General features: G+C 33.5%; 10 protein-coding genes. 5 read left to right on the top strand and 5 right to left on the bottom strand.

The features are described from left to right. Nucleotides 1-71: 71 nt before the first annotated feature. Together SLH52_RS11240 and SLH52_RS11235 are read right to left on the bottom strand one after the other, a co-directional pair. Nucleotides 72-1,280: an S-layer homology domain-containing protein gene (locus tag SLH52_RS11240; RefSeq protein ID WP_320209371.1), complete on the bottom strand. Its 1,209-nt coding sequence runs from the start codon at nucleotides 1,278-1,280 to the stop codon at nucleotides 72-74. A gap of 338 nt (nucleotides 1,281-1,618) precedes the next feature. Next, nucleotides 1,619-3,193: a cation:proton antiporter gene (locus SLH52_RS11235; RefSeq protein WP_320209370.1), complete on the bottom strand. Its 1,575-nt coding sequence runs from the start codon at nucleotides 3,191-3,193 to the stop codon at nucleotides 1,619-1,621. A 294-nt stretch (nucleotides 3,194-3,487) separates the two neighbouring features. Here SLH52_RS11235 and SLH52_RS11230 point away from each other — a divergent pair, with 294 nt between their 5' ends. Beyond that, entirely contained in the window at nucleotides 3,488-5,182 is a 1,695-nt protein-coding gene (locus SLH52_RS11230) for a M3 family oligoendopeptidase (protein WP_320209369.1), read from the top strand. Between the two features lie 268 nt (nucleotides 5,183-5,450). Then, nucleotides 5,451-6,215: a type I methionyl aminopeptidase gene (gene map, locus SLH52_RS11225; protein WP_320209368.1), complete on the top strand. Its 765-nt coding sequence runs from the start codon at nucleotides 5,451-5,453 to the stop codon at nucleotides 6,213-6,215. A gap of 1,066 nt (nucleotides 6,216-7,281) precedes the next feature. On the opposite strand, the gene SLH52_RS11220 is transcribed toward map, so the two are convergent. Beyond that, nucleotides 7,282-8,841, bottom strand: a complete 1,560-nt coding sequence (locus SLH52_RS11220) for an ATP-binding protein (RefSeq protein WP_320209367.1) — start codon at nucleotides 8,839-8,841, stop codon at nucleotides 7,282-7,284. A gap of 700 nt (nucleotides 8,842-9,541) precedes the next feature. Here SLH52_RS11220 and SLH52_RS11215 point away from each other — a divergent pair. Further along, entirely contained in the window at nucleotides 9,542-10,615 is a 1,074-nt protein-coding gene (locus SLH52_RS11215) for an aminopeptidase P family protein (RefSeq protein WP_320209366.1), read from the top strand. Nucleotides 10,616-10,912: 297 nt separating this feature from the next. Here the strand turns inward: SLH52_RS11215 and SLH52_RS11210 are convergent, their stop codons facing one another. Then, on the bottom strand, nucleotides 10,913-13,057 hold the full coding sequence (locus SLH52_RS11210; RefSeq protein WP_320209365.1) for an ATP-dependent Clp protease ATP-binding subunit: 2,145 nt from the start codon (nucleotides 13,055-13,057) through the stop codon (nucleotides 10,913-10,915). 769 nt (nucleotides 13,058-13,826) lie between these two features. Between SLH52_RS11210 and SLH52_RS11205 the strand changes: the two genes are divergently transcribed. After that, nucleotides 13,827-14,915, top strand: coding sequence for an endospore germination permease (locus tag SLH52_RS11205; protein WP_320209364.1), 1,089 nt, complete (start codon nucleotides 13,827-13,829; stop codon nucleotides 14,913-14,915). Nucleotides 14,916-14,982: 67 nt separating this feature from the next. On the opposite strand, the gene SLH52_RS11200 is transcribed toward SLH52_RS11205, so the two are convergent. Further along, the gene (locus tag SLH52_RS11200; protein ID WP_320209477.1) at nucleotides 14,983-16,719 is read right to left on the bottom strand and encodes an aromatic amino acid hydroxylase; all 1,737 of its coding nucleotides are present in this window, start codon (nucleotides 16,717-16,719) and stop codon (nucleotides 14,983-14,985) included. A gap of 454 nt (nucleotides 16,720-17,173) precedes the next feature. Here SLH52_RS11200 and SLH52_RS11195 point away from each other — a divergent pair, with 454 nt between their 5' ends. Then, complete coding sequence (locus SLH52_RS11195; protein WP_320209363.1) at nucleotides 17,174-17,626, top strand: VanZ family protein; 453 nt, start codon at nucleotides 17,174-17,176, stop codon at nucleotides 17,624-17,626. Nucleotides 17,627-17,635 lie beyond the last annotated feature (9 nt).

Raw genomic sequence — 17,635 nt, 5'->3', positions numbered from 1 at the left:
ATAATAAAGTGGGTGGAAACAATATTTTGTTTCCACCCACATGTATTTTTTTCGTCTGTTGCAGACTTACCCTAGACGTTTTCCTCATCATCAGGAACATTACCCTCATCATCAGGAACATTACCCTCATCATCAGGAACATTACCCTCATCATCAGGAACATTGCCCTCATCATCAGGAACATTACCCTCATCATCAGGATTACCGGCCTCATCATCAGGAACATTACCCTCATCATCAGGAACATTACCCTCATCATCAGGAACATTGCCCTCATCATCAGGATTACCGGCCTCGTCGTCAGGGTTACCGGCCTCATCATCAGGAACATTGCCCTCATCATCAGGATTACCGGCCTCGTCGTCAGGGTTACCAGCCTCGTCGTCGACATTACCCTCATCATCAGGATTAGCTTCACCAATCGTATCATCATCTACTTCATCTAATTGAAAAGTTCTAAACAAAAATAGAGCGAATTGTGATCGTTTTACTTCGGAATGTGGTGAAAATGTTGATTCAGTTGTTCCTTTGGTTATACCGTTATTGAATAAAATTCCAATCATATCATCGTGACCACTATCTGTTATATCTGTAAATGGTGTCGTTTTATCACCTTCTAAATCAAATGCTCTAACTAAAACAGTAGCAGCTTGACCCCGTGTAAAAGTAGCAGTCGGATTAAAATTCTCTGCTTTTATGAATAATCCAGCTTCAACAGCAGCTGCAATTTCTTTGTAATACAAATCATCTGGGTCTACATCTTCAAACCCTGGGTCCTCAACATCAGTTGTATCCAATTCCATCATTCTAACAAACATTACAGCTGCATGCTGCCTTGAAATATCTTCCCAAGGTTGGAATGTGCCATCTTCATATCCGGTGATGACACCCATATCTACTAAATCGTTAATAGCTGAAACAGTTTCTTCATCCATATTTTCGAGAGAAACATCTGAAAAATTACTTTCAAGTGCCTCTTCAGTCTCTTCTTCTGCTTCAGCTGCTTCAGCTTGATTTCCTCCTCCAATTATCCCTAAGGCTGGACTAACTGCAAAGGATGTAACAAGCATTGAGCCAACAACGACTTTAACAGTAGCTTTTTTTAGGTTTGGAAATCTCTTTTTGACATAGTTCTGTACACTTTCTTCTAAATCATTTTTATCATTATTTTGCTTCGATTCAAATTCTGTTGCAAATTCTGTTCGGTGCTCATTTACATAAACTGTAATTGTTGTGTTGTTTCCATGTGTTTCAACTTCATGTCGTAAAATTTGTACCATTAAAAAAATCACCTCGTCTTGGAGTTAAACAACTACTAAATAGTTTGTAATACGAGGTGATTTTTATACACAATGATCATAATTTAGTTTTTGATTAGCTCTTTTCGTAAACTGTGTTGCTATAGTTCCTAAAATGGAAGATATAAAAGTCATTTTATTCAACAGTCATTGTTTTATAGAAAAAAAGATACCACTAACTATAGTGTGCACGTACATACTTTTTAGTTCGAAAAATAACATTCTATACGAAAACAGTTTGATACTTGCTACATTTTTTACAACAGCGTTGCTTTACATTGTTGTAATTTGTATATCGAGCAAAATTTTATAGAGCTTCGTTATTTTTCTTCTAGCTTCACAAGTTCGTTTGTAATCGTTTCTTGTACTGCTGTCCTAATCTCAGCTGAAATAATGTCTTCTTTTTCAAGTCGACTAATGGCTTCATGCTCCACATATAGAATGTGTTTTTTTAAAGCAGCCATTTGGTTTTCTTTTAATTCAGGGTGTTCCTTAAATAATTGGTTAAGATCTTTCTGTATATTTTCTATATGTGCGTCATAAGTAGCTAATAACTCCTTGTAAACTGGATGAGGGATATATAGTTTAGATTTAACATTATATAGCTCATCCTTTGATGCTTGGTATCGGTATAGTTGGGCTAAATATCTTTCATAATCATCAGAACCTTTTCTAGTAGAAATAACCCCTAGTTTTTTTATAAGTGGCTTAATTGTTAAACCTTGAAATACAAGGGAAAATAGTACAACACTGAATGCCAGAATTAAGATATCTTCTCGTCCGGTAAAGTCACGAGGTAAGCTTAATACGAGTGCAATGGATAGAGACCCTTTTAATCCTCCCCAATTCAACACATGCTTCCAATTTGCTGGGAAATTTCTGACGATTGATAAACTAGTATAGACCGCAATACTTCGACCAATTAATACGATGAGCAATGCTAATCCAATCATACCCCATCTGTCAGTTAGGTCTATTCTTGTTATTTCCAACCCGACCATTAAAAAGACAAGTGAATTGGCAAGTAACGCGGCGACATCCCAAAAATTATTAATATTTAGTTTTGTAGTTGGGCTCATCCCTATTTTTGATCCATAATTACCGAAGATAAGTGAAGCTACAACTACTGCGATAACTCCTGAAGCATGAACGCTTTCAGCTAATAAAAACGATCCGTAAAATAAAATAATACTAAAAATAATTTCAAGGGGATAATCATCAAAATATTTAGTTAATAGTGAGAAGGCAAATCCTAATGAACCACCAATTATAAGTCCTAGTGAGATTACCTTGACAAATTCCCAAGCACCTAGGCCGGCGCCTACCCAACCTTGATCAATATAAGAGAGTAAATAAAATGCAGAAATATTAAATAGAACAACTGCTAAGCCATCATTAAAAAGAGATTCACCTTCAATTACAGTAGCAAGGCGTTTTTTAACACCAACACTTTTAAATATTGATAATACACTTACAGGGTCTGTAGCACTCATTAATGCGGCGAATACGAAGGCCGCAGGTATAGATAAATTTAACAAGTAATGGGATGAAAAACCAATGATAAGGAAAGACAAAAAGGTTCCGCCAAATGCTAATGCAATAATGGGCTTTTTATTTTCCAACAAATGTGTGTATGGGAGTTTCAGTGCAGCTTCTCCTAATAAAGCAGGTAGAAACAATGTAATGATAACAAAGTTGAACACTTCTCCTTCGGTAATAAACTGCTTCAATGGTTCAAGTACAGGGATATTTACTAACCCAATAATAGTACCTACAATAACAAGCGCAATTGGATACGGTTGCTTAAACTTTTTTGCTATTGCAGTTATTCCTGCCGCAAGCATGATTAAAATCATGCCAAGTTCAAAAATGTGGTGCAAGTCTAATTCGTGCATTTCTTAATCCTCCTTTAAAATAAAAAACCTTTATAATAATTGCAACTTTCTTAATTATTCGTTCTTATCCTATCATACTTAGTGAGAAAAATTCACAAAGAATAACATTATTTTCATATGGCTTCAATTATTCGTGTGCATACAGAAGGCATTTATATTTTACAAAATATTCGTAATTTACAGTCTGTTTTTTTCGGAATTAAATTCATATTTTTCGAATAGTGTTTAGAAGGACTTTCATAAACTATGTAGAATAGTAGAAGTGGTTCAAAATAAAAATAAGGTGGGGAAAATATGAAATTTGAAACTTATACATACGAACGCCCTAATATGAAAGAAATTGAAGCCCAATTTCAAATGGCTATTAACAAATTTAAAAATGCTAGTAACGTAGATGAGCAAGGAATTGCGATGAACGATTTTAACAAAATTCGTAATGATGTGCTTTCTATGTTTAACATTTGTTATATCCGTCATAGTATTGATACAGAGGACGAATTTTACAAACAAGAGCAAGATTATTTGGATGAAGTTCAACCGCTACTTCAAGGGTTTGTATCAGATTATTACAAAGAGCTTGTCAATTCTAAGTTTAGAGTTGAGCTTGAGGAGAAGTGGGGTAAGCAATTATTTGCATTAGCTGATGCTGAATTAAAAACATTTTCTCCTGAAGTAGTAGAAGATTTACAATTAGAAAATAAGTTGAGTACAGAATATACAAAGTTAATAGCTTCTGCAAAAATCATGTTTGAAGGGGAAGAACGTACCCTTGCTCAACTAGGTCCGTTTGCTGAATCTACTGACCGAGATATGAGAAAGAAGGCAAACGAAGCACGATTTGGCTTCTACAAAGAGCATGCTGAACAATTGGATGAATTATACGATAAGTTAGTAAAAGTACGTACAGATATTGCTGTAAAACTCGGGTATAAGAATTTTGTTGAGCTAGGGTATTATCGAATGACAAGAACTGATTATAATGCAGATATGGTGAAAAATTTCCGAGATCAAGTGAAGGAATACATTGTACCGTTAGCTACCAAATTACGAGAACGTCAACAAGAGCGCATCGGTGTTGATACTTTAAAATATTTTGATGAGGGTTTTCAATATAAAACTGGTAATGCAACTCCAAAAGGAAGCCCAGAATGGATTATAAATAACGGGAAGAAAATGTATGAAGAATTATCACCTGAAACAAACGAGTTTTTCAATTTTATGATTGATAATAATTTAATGGATCTTGTTGCTAAAAAAGGGAAAGCAAGTGGGGGATATTGTTCATATATTCCAAACTATAAGGCACCATTTATCTTTTCTAACTTTAATGGGACTTCTGGTGATATAGATGTTCTAACTCATGAAGCAGGTCATGCATTTCAAGGATATGAGTCTAGAAATTTTGAGATGACAGAATATAATTGGCCTACTTATGAGGCTTGTGAAATACATTCAATGAGTATGGAGTTTTTCACTTGGCCTTGGATGGAACTGTTCTTCGAAGAAGATACGGAAAAGTATAAATTCTCTCATTTAAGTGAAGCGTTACTATTTCTCCCTTACGGAGTAGCAGTTGATGAATTCCAACATTTTATTTATGAAAATCCAGAGGCTACACCGAAAGAAAGGAAGTTGGCTTGGAGAGAGTTAGAAAAAAAATATTTACCACATCGAGATTATGATGGTAATGAATATTTAGAACAAGGTGGTTTTTGGCAACGTCAAAGTCACATATATCAAACTCCGTTTTATTATATTGATTATACGCTAGCGCAAATTTGTGCTTTCCAATTTTGGAAAAAGTCAAGAGAGGATCAGCAATCTGCTTGGAATGATTATGTTCATCTTTGCAAACAGGGAGGAAGCCAATCATTTACAAACCTTGTGAAAGTAGCAAATTTAAAATCTCCTTTTGAAGAGGGCTGTGTACAATCAGTTGTAGGGGAAATTGATGCATGGTTAAGTGGAGTAGAAGATAAAAAGTTGTAATCGTTGTAATGTGTTTAGAGGCTGTTGATCTATACAACAGCCTCTTTTACAATGGTTGATTTTTTTTCGTACTTAGAGATAAACAAGCATACTAACTTATGCATGTGGCACATTTCTTCTCATTAACAGTTCGCTAATAACCTCAACTTGTTGTTATAATTAACAATAATAAGAAAACTCCATAAGAGAAAAAACCTAGTCTTTGGTGACATTTTGTAAATCATAACAATATGAATATAAGAGAAGTAAACAGAAAAGGAGACATGCGATGATTCAGTTAAAAACATCTAGAGAAATAGCATTAATGGAAAAGGCAGGTGCTTTATTAGTTTCATGTCATAAAGAGATTGCAAAACTAATTAAACCAGGTATATCAACATATGAAATTGACCAATTCGTTGAAAGATATTTAAAGGAGCACGGAGCTACTCCTGAACAAAAAGGATTTCGTGGTTACGAGTTTGCTACTTGTGCATCTATTAATGATGAAATTTGTCATGGATTTCCTCGCAAGAAGCCTCTAAATGATGGAGACATTGTAACGATTGATATGGTCGTTAATTTGGATGGGGGATTAGCAGATTCGGCATGGACATATGCAGTTGGACAAATCAATGACAAAACAGAAAAATTACTATCCGTAACGAAAGAAGCTATGTATAAAGGAATTGAAAAGGCACATATCGGGAATAGAATGGGAGATATCGGTCATGCTATTCAAACATTTGTCGAAAATGAGGGGTTTTCAGTCGTACGTGAATTTGTCGGACACGGAATTGGACCAACTATTCACGAGGAGCCTCAAGTGCCTCACTTTGGTTTACCACATAAAGGTTTGAGGTTAAAGGAAGGTATGGTAATCACTATAGAACCTATGGTAAATGTTGGTACCTGGCAGTCAAAAATGGATGATAATCATTGGACTGCCCGTACGATTGATGGGAGTCTATCAGCACAATATGAGCATACTATTGCAATTACTAAAGATGGACCTCAAATATTAACTGACCAACATGAAAGAACTAATGTATAGCTACATTTTCACTTTATGATGACTATAATGGTTTGTTACAATCTTAAAGAGCTGTTAATAAGTTATATTACAAAGGATATTAACCATATTTAAATATGATTAGACACACTCTTTTAAGAGTCAATTGTAGTGATTAAACTTCAATTATAAAATTTATTTGAGTAAGTTGTGAAAAAAATATTTTGCATTAATTAAAAATAGAGCAGGATACAAGCCTATAATAATATTAACGAAGTAAGACATTGTGCAGTAAAATGAATTCTTCTTATAAATATGGTAAGCAATCAGTGCAAGTAACGATCCAAAGTAAGAAAGTGTACTGAAGAAGAAGTAACCATATTTTGCATCTAATAACTTGAATAGGAAAAAACCGAGTGTTGAACCATTAAAGAATAGAATAATGTAGGAAGTAAATAACAAACATATATGTATGCTCTTCATGTAAACACCTCACCCATAATCATATGAACAAGGTAAAACATCTAGAACAGAAGAAAACACGAATTGAAAAATTAGATCATATTTTCTCTTATATTAAGATTATTCCAAAAAAGTATAACCAAGTGATGAGCAGTAAGGGTGAAGTAGATAAAAAAAGATCTCATAGATTATGAGGTCTTTTTTATATTTTGGATTACAGAAGTATGAAATATTGACTACTAGGTTAGGGATGTTGCGGTTTGAAGTTGAGGACTGCTTGCTTGACATCTATAAAATATTCATAAACTTACTCAAATATATAATAGATTAACAAATATACCCGCTAACTTAGCGGGTATTTATAGAAGCTGTATCGTTGATGTTGGTCGTTGGATGAAAACTCATATACAAAAATTATCTATCGCTTGGACATTTTTCGATGACATTCGTACATACTCCAATCTGCTGTATTAATACTAGAGAAATTGCAACAACATTTGGAAAAGGGTTTTGCTAATGTTGAAATACGTAATAAAGAGTTTGAGGTGATACATGAAAAAGGTAATAGTTAACTAAGACAACAGATGTTAAAAGAGAAATGATTAGATGAAAATAATATAATATTGTTCACAATCAAAACATACATTTACTGTAGTGGAAGCCGGACTGTTACAGTTGTTCCTTCATTCTCTTTGCTAGTAATAGATAGTTCTCCTTTGTGGTCTTGAATAATCTTTTGGCTAATCATCATACCAAGACCTGTCCCACTTTCTTTCGTAGTGAAAAACGGGTTACCGATATTCTCAATAATTGAACTTGGTATACCTTGCCCATTATCTTGTACTTCTATAAGGAGGTTATTACTTGTGCTCGTGCACACTAAGTGAATAGTACCACCTGTTGGCATTGCTTCGATGGAGTTTTTTAATAAATTTATGAACACTTGCTTTAACTGGTTCGCCTCACATGTAAGGAGAGTAGATTTATTTGAATTCTCGTAATGGATATTGACGTCACGTAAATTACACTCTGATTGAAACAGTAAAATGACATCTTCTATAATTGTATTGATCTTTACTTGTTCGTATTTCACTGCCTGTGGCTTGGCTAAAATTAAAAATTCACTAATAATCAAGTTTATTCGCTTGAGTTCATCTAATATTAATTTGGAATAATATTTATACGGATTATTTTTATCACTATCTATAATTTTCATGAACCCTGATATGACTGTTAATGGGTTACGGATTTCATGTGCAACTCCTGCGGCCATTTCACCTACTACTGCCAGTTTTTCAGATTGAATAAGCCGTGCTTCTGTTTCCTTTTTACTACTAATGTCTCTGGCTATGACTGAAATAGCTATGATTACCTGTTGATCATTGTAAATGGGCGATAATGTAATTTCAGCCTCTATTTTCTTCCCATGTTTACCTTCATCACTGAATGGTAATGCAACAATCCTTTCTCCAGATAGGACTCGTTGTAATAATTCATTCCGTTCTTCTCGTTTGTAGGTAATTTTTTCAATGTGAAATCCTACAGCTTCCTCGTAGCTCCAGCCGTAAATTCGTTCAAATGCATCGTTCATCATAATTATAGTCCCGTTAATATCTAATAACAGTATAGCATCGTTTGAATTTTCGAAAAATGATTGAAAGTATTCTTGAATAGATATCAGTTGCTGCTTCAATATTTGCTCGCTATGTTGGGCACTTAACCAGAGCTGCCTCGTATTAATAGCCAAAAAAATAAAAAATATCGTAGTTAATACTGTAAAATAACCGAAATAGATATCTGTTGTGGCCGAAGGAGCTGCAAAATTTTCTTCGTAATTCGTTATAAAGAAAAATATTAGCATGCTGCTAGCAATAGCCCCAGAAAAAATGATGGGTAGAACCTGATGATAAAGAGTGGTGACTATGATCCCAAATATGATTAGAAAATAGTTCCCACTGTTTGGTGAGAAGAAGTTTAAGACAAAAAAATATGTGAACAATGAAATGATGATTACATACATCGTCAAAGTTGGATTGGCAGCTAGGATTATAAAGCTATATATTAAAAAAAGTAGGGCTAGTCCAATAAGCATGATAGTGTGAAACTCATTTATATAAATGGAGATAGCAATTTCTATTGCGTAAACAATGGCTAGCAATTTACTTAAAAATTTGTTCCTATTATGAATAAAGTCTTGTACATTCACTCGTCATCAGTCCTATTTATATAAGTATCTTAATATTACCATAATTATGAAGTATAATGATATGAAAAATCTAAAATTTCTAATAATTACGAAAGAAAAAATATATCTACTAATTTATACAGCAAGTACAAAGTGTTGTAAAGTTTTTTTTACACTGTAATTTTTTAGAAGTTTTCTAGTTAACGATGGTGCTTTTATTATTAAATTTTGAGTCTTAAGAGAGACTCGGTAGTCACGAAAGTTGATAGCTTGCTCTCGTATTTTTTTAGTGTTAAAGGAATTCAAGTGAATTGGGCAAATGTTGGCTGCTTGGCATAATAACTGCATATATAGTTTTAGTAGAGGTTTTTTTTCGCAATGATTGTTGTTTATCAAACTAAGAATAAACACGTAAACAACTAGCATTCGTTGTATCTTTTCTGCTCTAATGACCTATAAAAATCATATCATTGACATCAATGACTAAGATGCAGGATGTAAAAATCAATAGAAGTTACGAAAGGCTGTTTTCGCATTAATTATTGCTTCCCGTTATAAGAGTTGTACAGAATATAACTACCGGTAGGGGCATCTTTTCTTCTATAAACTAAAAAATCATGTCGTGTACACATCAGTAACTCAAATGTAAGTTGAAAAATTAAAGAACGTTTATGAGAAGATCCTTACGAAAAGTGCCTAATAAAAAAGAGAGGGAGATATGATGGATAAACATAAAGAACTTAGGAAACTTCTTCTAGAACTAAATTTAGATGGACTTCTTATAACTAGTGCTCAAAATAGGAGATATATAACAGGTTTTACTGGTTCGGCTGGAGTTGTACTTATTTCAGCAGATGAAGCTAAGTTACATGTGGATTTTCGTTATGTAGAGCAAGCGACCAAACAGGCAACTGGGTTTGACATTGTTAAACACAAAAGTAACACGATAAATGAGATCACTAATAGCGTGTCGATGCAGTCGGAGCTTATGGGTATTAAGAAGTTAGGATTCGAACAAGAGCATCTTTCATTTGGTGCATATAAAAAATATGAAGAAACACTTTCCCCTCAGCTAGTTCCAACATCAGGGATTATTGAAAAGTTAAGAATGATAAAAACAGATGAAGAAATTGATACGATTAAAACAGCAGCGAAGATTGCTGATAGGGCATTTAATCATATACTAAATTATATACGCCCAGGTATTAGCGAGAAAGAGGTAGCTAATGAATTAGAAATATTTATGCGAAAGCAAGGAGCAGACTCATCATCATTTGATACGATAGTAGCATCGGGGTATCGGTCTGCATTTCCACACGGTGTTGCCAGCCCAAAGATTATTGAGTATGGAGAGATGGTAACGCTAGACTTTGGAGCTCTTTATAATGGATATCGATCAGATATTACTCGTACGATTGCTATAGGTGAGCCTGATGAACAATTAAAAGAAATTTATTCTATCGTTAAAGAGGCACTGTCGTTAGGTGTAAAAGGAATGAAGCCAGGTTTATCATGTAAAGCGGGTGATAAAATTGTTAGAGATTACATTACTGAAAGAGGTTATGGAGAGTATTTTGGTCACGGGACTGGTCATGGTCTTGGTTTAGATTTACATGAACTTCCTTTTTTATCAACCATAGCTGATCATGTTTTACACCCAAACATGATTATAACTGTAGAACCTGGAATTTATATTCCTCATCTTGGTGGCGTAAGAATTGAAGATGACATTGTCATAACAGATAACGGTAGTGAGCGATTAACACATTCAACAAGAGAGCTAATTATTATATGATAGGAAAAAGATTAACAATAAAAAATACCGTATAGAGAGAATGTTCTCTTCTATACGGTACAAATTTAGCATTTAATCTTCCATTCTATTAAGGAGAGGCTTTAGTGAAACTTTGTTGCTAAAATTATAAAAGCTAGATGGTGTTATATACGACTGTCATCGTCTTATTATAAAAAAAGGCGACACGTATACTAGTTATATATATTGTTTTTCTTAGTTCGAAGCTGCATTAATTATTCACTTACTTCATATTGTTGTTGTGAGATGCTACTAAAAAGTTGATTTTAGTATTTAGACTTATACAATTTGTTTCTCTACTGGCTTAACTGCTATTTTTTCTGCTTTTATAACTGTGTGGAACTCTGTAACACCTTCCTTTTCGAGCAGTAAATCAGCGATTAGATCTTCAAGCTGTTCTTGGATGACTCGACGAAGTGGTCGAGCTCCAAATTGAGGGTGATAGCCTAATTCAGCAATTTTTTCAATTGCTTCTGGTGAAACAGTTAATATTAAATTTTGATCCTTTAATGTTTGCTCTAGTTCTGAAATTAATAGCTCTACTATTTTTTGTAACTGTGCTTTTTCCAATTGATTGAATTCAATAATGCTATCAAATCTGTTCAAAAATTCTGGTTTAAAGAATGAACCTAACGTATTTAGAATGTTACTTTCTTTAATAGCATCAGTCCCGCTATGTTCAAAGCCTACTGTAATAGTTTTATGTGTTGTTCCAGCATTGCTGGTCATAATAATTACTGTATCTTTGAAGCTAACTGTTCTACCTTGGCTATCAGTAAGACGGCCATCTTCTAAAATTTGAAGAAACATATGTTGCACATCAGGGTGTGCTTTTTCAATTTCATCTAATAAAATGATACTATAAGGATTTCTGCGGACTTTTTCTGTTAATTGACCTGCATCTTCATGCCCGACATATCCAGGAGGTGAACCTATTAATTTTGACACCGAATGTTTCTCCATAAATTCACTCATATCGAAACGAATCATCATATCCTTAGAGCCAAACAATTCTTCTGCTAGAGTTTTTGTTAGTTCTGTTTTGCCAACACCTGTTGGACCTACAAATAGAAATGATCCAATTGGGCGATGTTTTGCTTTTAGGCCAGCTCTGCTTCGACGAATAGCTTTTGCAACCTTCTTTACAGCTTCCTCTTGTCCAATTACTTTTGATGATAAGTTTTTCTCCAAGTTCTTCATTCTATTATGTTCATCTTGTTGTAACTTCCCAACAGGGATACCTGTTTTTTCTTCAATGATTTCTTGAATAACTTCCGTATTTACCAATGCTTTCTGTACATTATTTTGATCTTTTAGTTGTTTTTCTAGCTTGATTTCTTCGTGTCGTAAATTTGCAGCTTCTTCGTAATTTTCTTCACTTGCTGCAATCTCCTTTTCTTTTGTTAATTGAGATAGACGATCTTGTAGAGCTTGTTCATCGGTATGACCAAACTCTAAATTAATTTTCGATCCTGCCTCGTCAAGTAGATCAATTGCTTTATCAGGTAAGAAGCGATCTTGGATGTAACGATGTGATAAAGTGACACATTGTGTGATTGCTTCATCAGTATATTTCACATGATGGTAATCTTCGTACTTTTCTTTAATACCATGTAATATTTGTACCGCCTCATCATTTGTTGGTTCTGCTACAGTAACCGGTTGAAAGCGTCGTTCCAAAGCAGCATCCTTTTCAATTTTGCGGTATTCATTAAGTGTTGTTGCTCCAACTAATTGCAACTCGCCACGAGCAAGTGCTGGTTTTAGTATATTACCTGCGTCCATAGAGCCTTCGGCTGAACCAGCACCAACTAATAAATGGATTTCATCAATGAAAAGAATAATATTTTTCCTTCTTTGAAGCTCTCCAATGATTTTTTTTATACGATCTTCGAATTGACCACGCACACCAGTATTTGCTACTAAAGATGCAACATCAAGTAAATATACCTCTTTATTTAACAGTTTAGGCGGGACATTGTTGTCAGCTATTTTTAGCGCTAAACCTTCAGCTATTGCTGTCTTACCAACACCCGGTTCACCTATGAGTACTGGATTATTTTTGTTGCGTCGATTTAGAATTTCAATTACTCTATTTATTTCTTTGTCTCTACCGATAACAGGGTCAATTAAGCCTGCTTTGGCAGCATGTGTAATATTGCGTCCAAATTGATCTAATAATCCTCCGTTGCCCCCGTGTTGAGTTTGTTTTCTATGTGCTTTGGACTCAGGTGATGATTGAGAACCTTGAAACATATGCTCAAAAGGGAATTGCGAAAATCCTTGGAAACCAGAAGGTGTATTTAATTTATTACGTTCATTAATAAAGCATTCTTGGCATAAAGGTAATTGTTCCTGGTTACCGTTTATGTTTAGTTTTACTACAATAGCAGCTTCTTTATTTTTACAAACTTGACATTCCATAACATAAAACCTCCACTTTTTAAAATTTAGTGTTATTAATAAACTCTGATATCAGTTGAAATAAAATTTAGGTTAGACTTTGACTAACTTTGACTTTTAATATAAAAAATAGACCGATTGAATCGGTAGGTGTTTGACTAACTTTGACTTAATTATACTCTGACCTTTTTTGACATTCAACTATTTTGTCTTGATTTCTAATAATTTACTTAAGGTCCATAAATGTTATTGGAAATGTCGTTTTAGAAAACATGTGTGAACTTATACTCATTAGCATGAACAACGGTAGGGATTGATTGTCAATTTAAGCTAAGTCTCTTCTCGTAAACTTTGTTGCTTTTTTTACTAAAAATGGGTAGAAAAATAAGTTTTTGACAACTCAATTATTTTAAAAGTAGAAAAGGTGCCACGAACGATCAATATTTACATGTTTATATCTAAGAACGAAAAGCAACAATCAATGCGAAAACAGCCTAAACGAATAACCTAAAGATTCTAGTTAAAGAACTGGATGTGTAAAGGCAAAACAGCTGATAGTCGTGCACTAAATGTGGATAATGGGGGATGTAGGAATAATTTAGGAAATTATCATCATACTAACATCAAAGGAATAAATATGTAATTCATTATTAGTCAAGCTCATTTTTCTTTTAAGTTTTTAGTACTTCAAAAGAAAAGGCACTATTGGAAGCGTGTTTAGTTCTTATTAGGAAAAGCCACAATTAAAGCTAAAACAGCCAAAAAAATTAATAAGCAAATGAGGCACATGATGAAAGAGGGACTCAGTACATTTCAGGTTGCTATAATGGTTTTTATGATACAAACAGGCATTGATCAATTAAGTTTACCACGTTATACTGCAGAAGCATTTGGGACAAATGGGTGGATTGGAATTTTAATATTTTCTGTGCTTGTCATTTTGAATTTAATACTTATAGCGTTAGTATTTCGTTTTGGAAAAGATAAAACCATATTTGAAATATTGGAAGATGTAATATCACCAATTCTTGTAAAGCCACTATATGTCTTTTTGGCTTTGTTGTGGAGTACAACTGGGGTCTTAGTTTTAAAGTATTATGACTTATTGTTACGTACCTTGTATTATCCAACTATGCCCTCACTTTTATTTATTATCTTTACTTTAGTTATTACATATTGGCTAGTTAGAAGTGGAATTTACCATATCGGGAAAACAACTGTTGTATTTTTTGGGCTTACAATATGGATTGTGTTGTTGTTTTTCTATCTAACACCTGAATTTAGAATTTTAAGATTTACACCCTTTATTTTTGAAGGGGAGAAAAAGATTATTGATGGCGGTTTTGGTGTGTTAGATGCATTTTTAGGTTATGAGCTAGTTATTTTAATCATCCCATTTATGATGAAAAAGAAATCAGCTTTTAAAGCATTGATATTCGGGAATATCATTACAACATTCATTTTTCTTGTAAATAGCTTTGTTGCTTACGGTTATTTTAGTTATGACCAATTGGTAAATGACACATATCCATTCATCACTATGATTGAATATTTTCAATTGCCTTTTTTTCAACGCTTAGATGGATTTATTGTTAGCTTATATTTTCTAAGAGTATTGATAACTATCGTTGTTTATTACTGGTCTGCAGATTTAGTACTTAGACATGCTGTTCCATCAATTAAGCCTCGTTATACGCTCTTATTCTTAATAATTTTAACTTTTTGTTTGTCCTTCATACCAAATCTCTCAAGAGAGTTAGATCAATGGGATATTTGGTTAGGACTAATAGAAGGAGTGGTATCGATCGCTCTGCCAGTTTTTTTATTATTGTTACTTAGTATTTCTCACATAATAAAGAAAAGAAAAGGTGTATCATAAAAACTCATTTTCAATTGTCAATAGAAAAAACGAGCAGCTATTTAAAGCGCTCGTTTTTCAACATCAACTAGATTAATTTCAAACCATTTTCGATGAGCTGAGATATTGACTTTTCTTCACTTTTTAAGCGATGTAAGTCTTTATGAATTTTATCTTGTGCTTTAGGATTCAGATCATTTTCAGCTAGAATTTCTAAAATTTCTAATCGTAATAACCAATCATTTGGAAATTCTTTATCTAATTGATCTATCACTTCAAGTAAAGCTTCAGATGAGTTTGTATTATGACTGTTATCCTCTCTTATTTCACGTACTTTTGTATATAAATGATCTAATGGGCTTAAGGAGTTAGTTATGTTAGAATTCACTTCTTCAGCCTCTACCATGCTTTCTGATGAAAAATAAGCTTCAGGATCTGCTGCACCAGCATAAACAGATGTAACATGTGATCCGACCGCCATATCATACATACCCCAATCTGGTTGGAAAAGTGTTTGATTGTCATATGTGACTGAAGCATCTTTGAAACGAATGAGAATTACTTTGCTGTTCTTTCTTATCACTTCATGAACTATTCCGGTAACGATGACGCCGCTTTCATACTGTAGTGTTGCTTTCTCATCAGTAATAATTCCATGCTGCTCTAATTCAACATCAGAAAAGTCTTCTAAAGGTTTATCTTCTCCTTTTAGCTTTCCAACTGGAGATCCGAAGCCATCAGCATGAACATCTTTCCCATGATTAGCAAGTTGTTTGTCATCATATGATAAGATAGACTGACCTGACGTATTTAAATAAACTGCTTCTTGTTTTTCATCCTTAATTAGTTTTGAAACAGTCCCAGTCAGCTGTAAGCCTGAACTATACTCAACTGTTGCTGTTGCACCAGATTGTACAGCTTTTTCTAGACTCTCTGTGCCGCCGACATAAAATGCCATCCGCTTTGCATATTGTTTAACAGCATCAATTAATTGATCAAAATCTTCGCAAACAAACAGTTGAGGCTGTTTTGTTGTGATATCGAAACCAGTTGAAATAACATGATCTAGATCAAATGGAATTTTTTTAACTTCATCTGTTAAACAACTGCTACTCTCTCCAACTGATGATAGTAGGCCCGCACCATATATTTTAGGGTCGCTGATGCTTCCTATTAGTCCGTATTCTACTGTCCACCAGTAAAGTCGTGATATTTCTTCAGCTTCAGAGATTTGTGTAACAGCTTTCTGTTTTTCTTCAAGATTTCTTTCAGCTTCAGCAATTTCTTCTTCAGTTGTGCTTCCTTTTTCTAATAAATTTGATAATGTACGAACTGCTTCAAAAACGTCATGTTCTTCCTTTGTTGCGATAGCTTTCCGCCCAATTTCACCAAAGGTTTTGACGTATTCAGCATATTTTTTATCACAAAGAATTGGTGCATGTCCTGCGGCTTCATGAATAATATCAGGAGCAGGTGTATATTCGATATTTTCTAATTTACGAATATCAGTTCCGATCGGGAGTAGCCCATGAGCTTGGAAGTCAAAGAAAATTACTCCAGGAATATATCCATCTATTGCAACCGCACCCCAATTAAATGGCTGAAGGCTATTATGCATTTCTTCCACTCTTGGTATACGTTCAATGTTCATGCCTGAGGCTGTTACACCATTTGTATAAGCTTCGTGAGCGACATCTTTAAAGAAATTTACATTTTGTCTCATCACATAACGCCAAACAGCGTGATTAATAGGAGTGTACGCATCGTACTGCTGTTCAATAACATACTCTCTTAAATGAGCTGGAATCTCGCTTTTTTTTACTATATTCATTGTTATTTCCTCCCTTACAAATAAAAAGTTATGAAGTTATTTGTGTCAAAATAGTGACGGTTAATATTATATCACACAAACGCTTTTAAGCTGTTGTGTGATAAAGAAATTTTATATTTCTTTACTTATTAAATAATGTATACACGAAAACATAAGATAAATGCTTCATTTTAGGCTATAAATACTGGAACCTTCTTAATTAATTTAAAATTATATATACGTTAGAATTCGTGTTATTTAATGATTAATATAATATTTCAATATTTAATAAAGAAATCCTGTTTTGTATTCTAATATTTTTGAATAATTAAAAATTATACATATTACTTTTGAATTTTGTGTGATTTATTGATTATACTAATTTTACCAAAGGATATATGGTATGATATGAAGAGATCATTTAAGAATATTGTTGCTTTGTTAGTTATAAAAACATAGGGGAATGGGTATGTCAGATACGATACATTTGACAAAGGACAAAAAAATGATATTGGGATGGTTGTTATTTGGCATTTATTTTTTGATGCTCATTTACGTGATGTTCTTTGGATTTTCTAGAAGTAGTTATGAAGAAGCTTCGTACAATCTTATTCCATTTAAAACAATAGCTAATTATGTGAACAGTATTGGATACTATAATACAAGTGTAATAATGATAAATCTAATTGGGAATGTCATTGTTTTTATTCCGTTCGGATTATTTTTGTCTTTATTAATCCCTAACCTGCGAAAAAGCAGTTTGTTAATTTTAGTATTCATATGGTTGATTGGCAGTCTAGAATTACTTCAATATGTTTTTAGCCTAGGTAGTTTAGATATTGATGACATTTTGTTAAATACAGTGGGTGCTTGGCTTGGATTAAAGGTGTTTCTAACAGTTAGAATGGCATTGAAAAATTAAAGATAATAA

Source organism: Cytobacillus sp. IB215665 (genome assembly GCF_033963835.1).
Taxonomy (GTDB): Bacteria; Bacillota; Bacilli; order Bacillales; family SM2101; genus Nanhaiella.
Note: the sequence above shows the minus strand (reverse complement) of the source record. Positions and strands in the feature narration are given on the sequence as shown.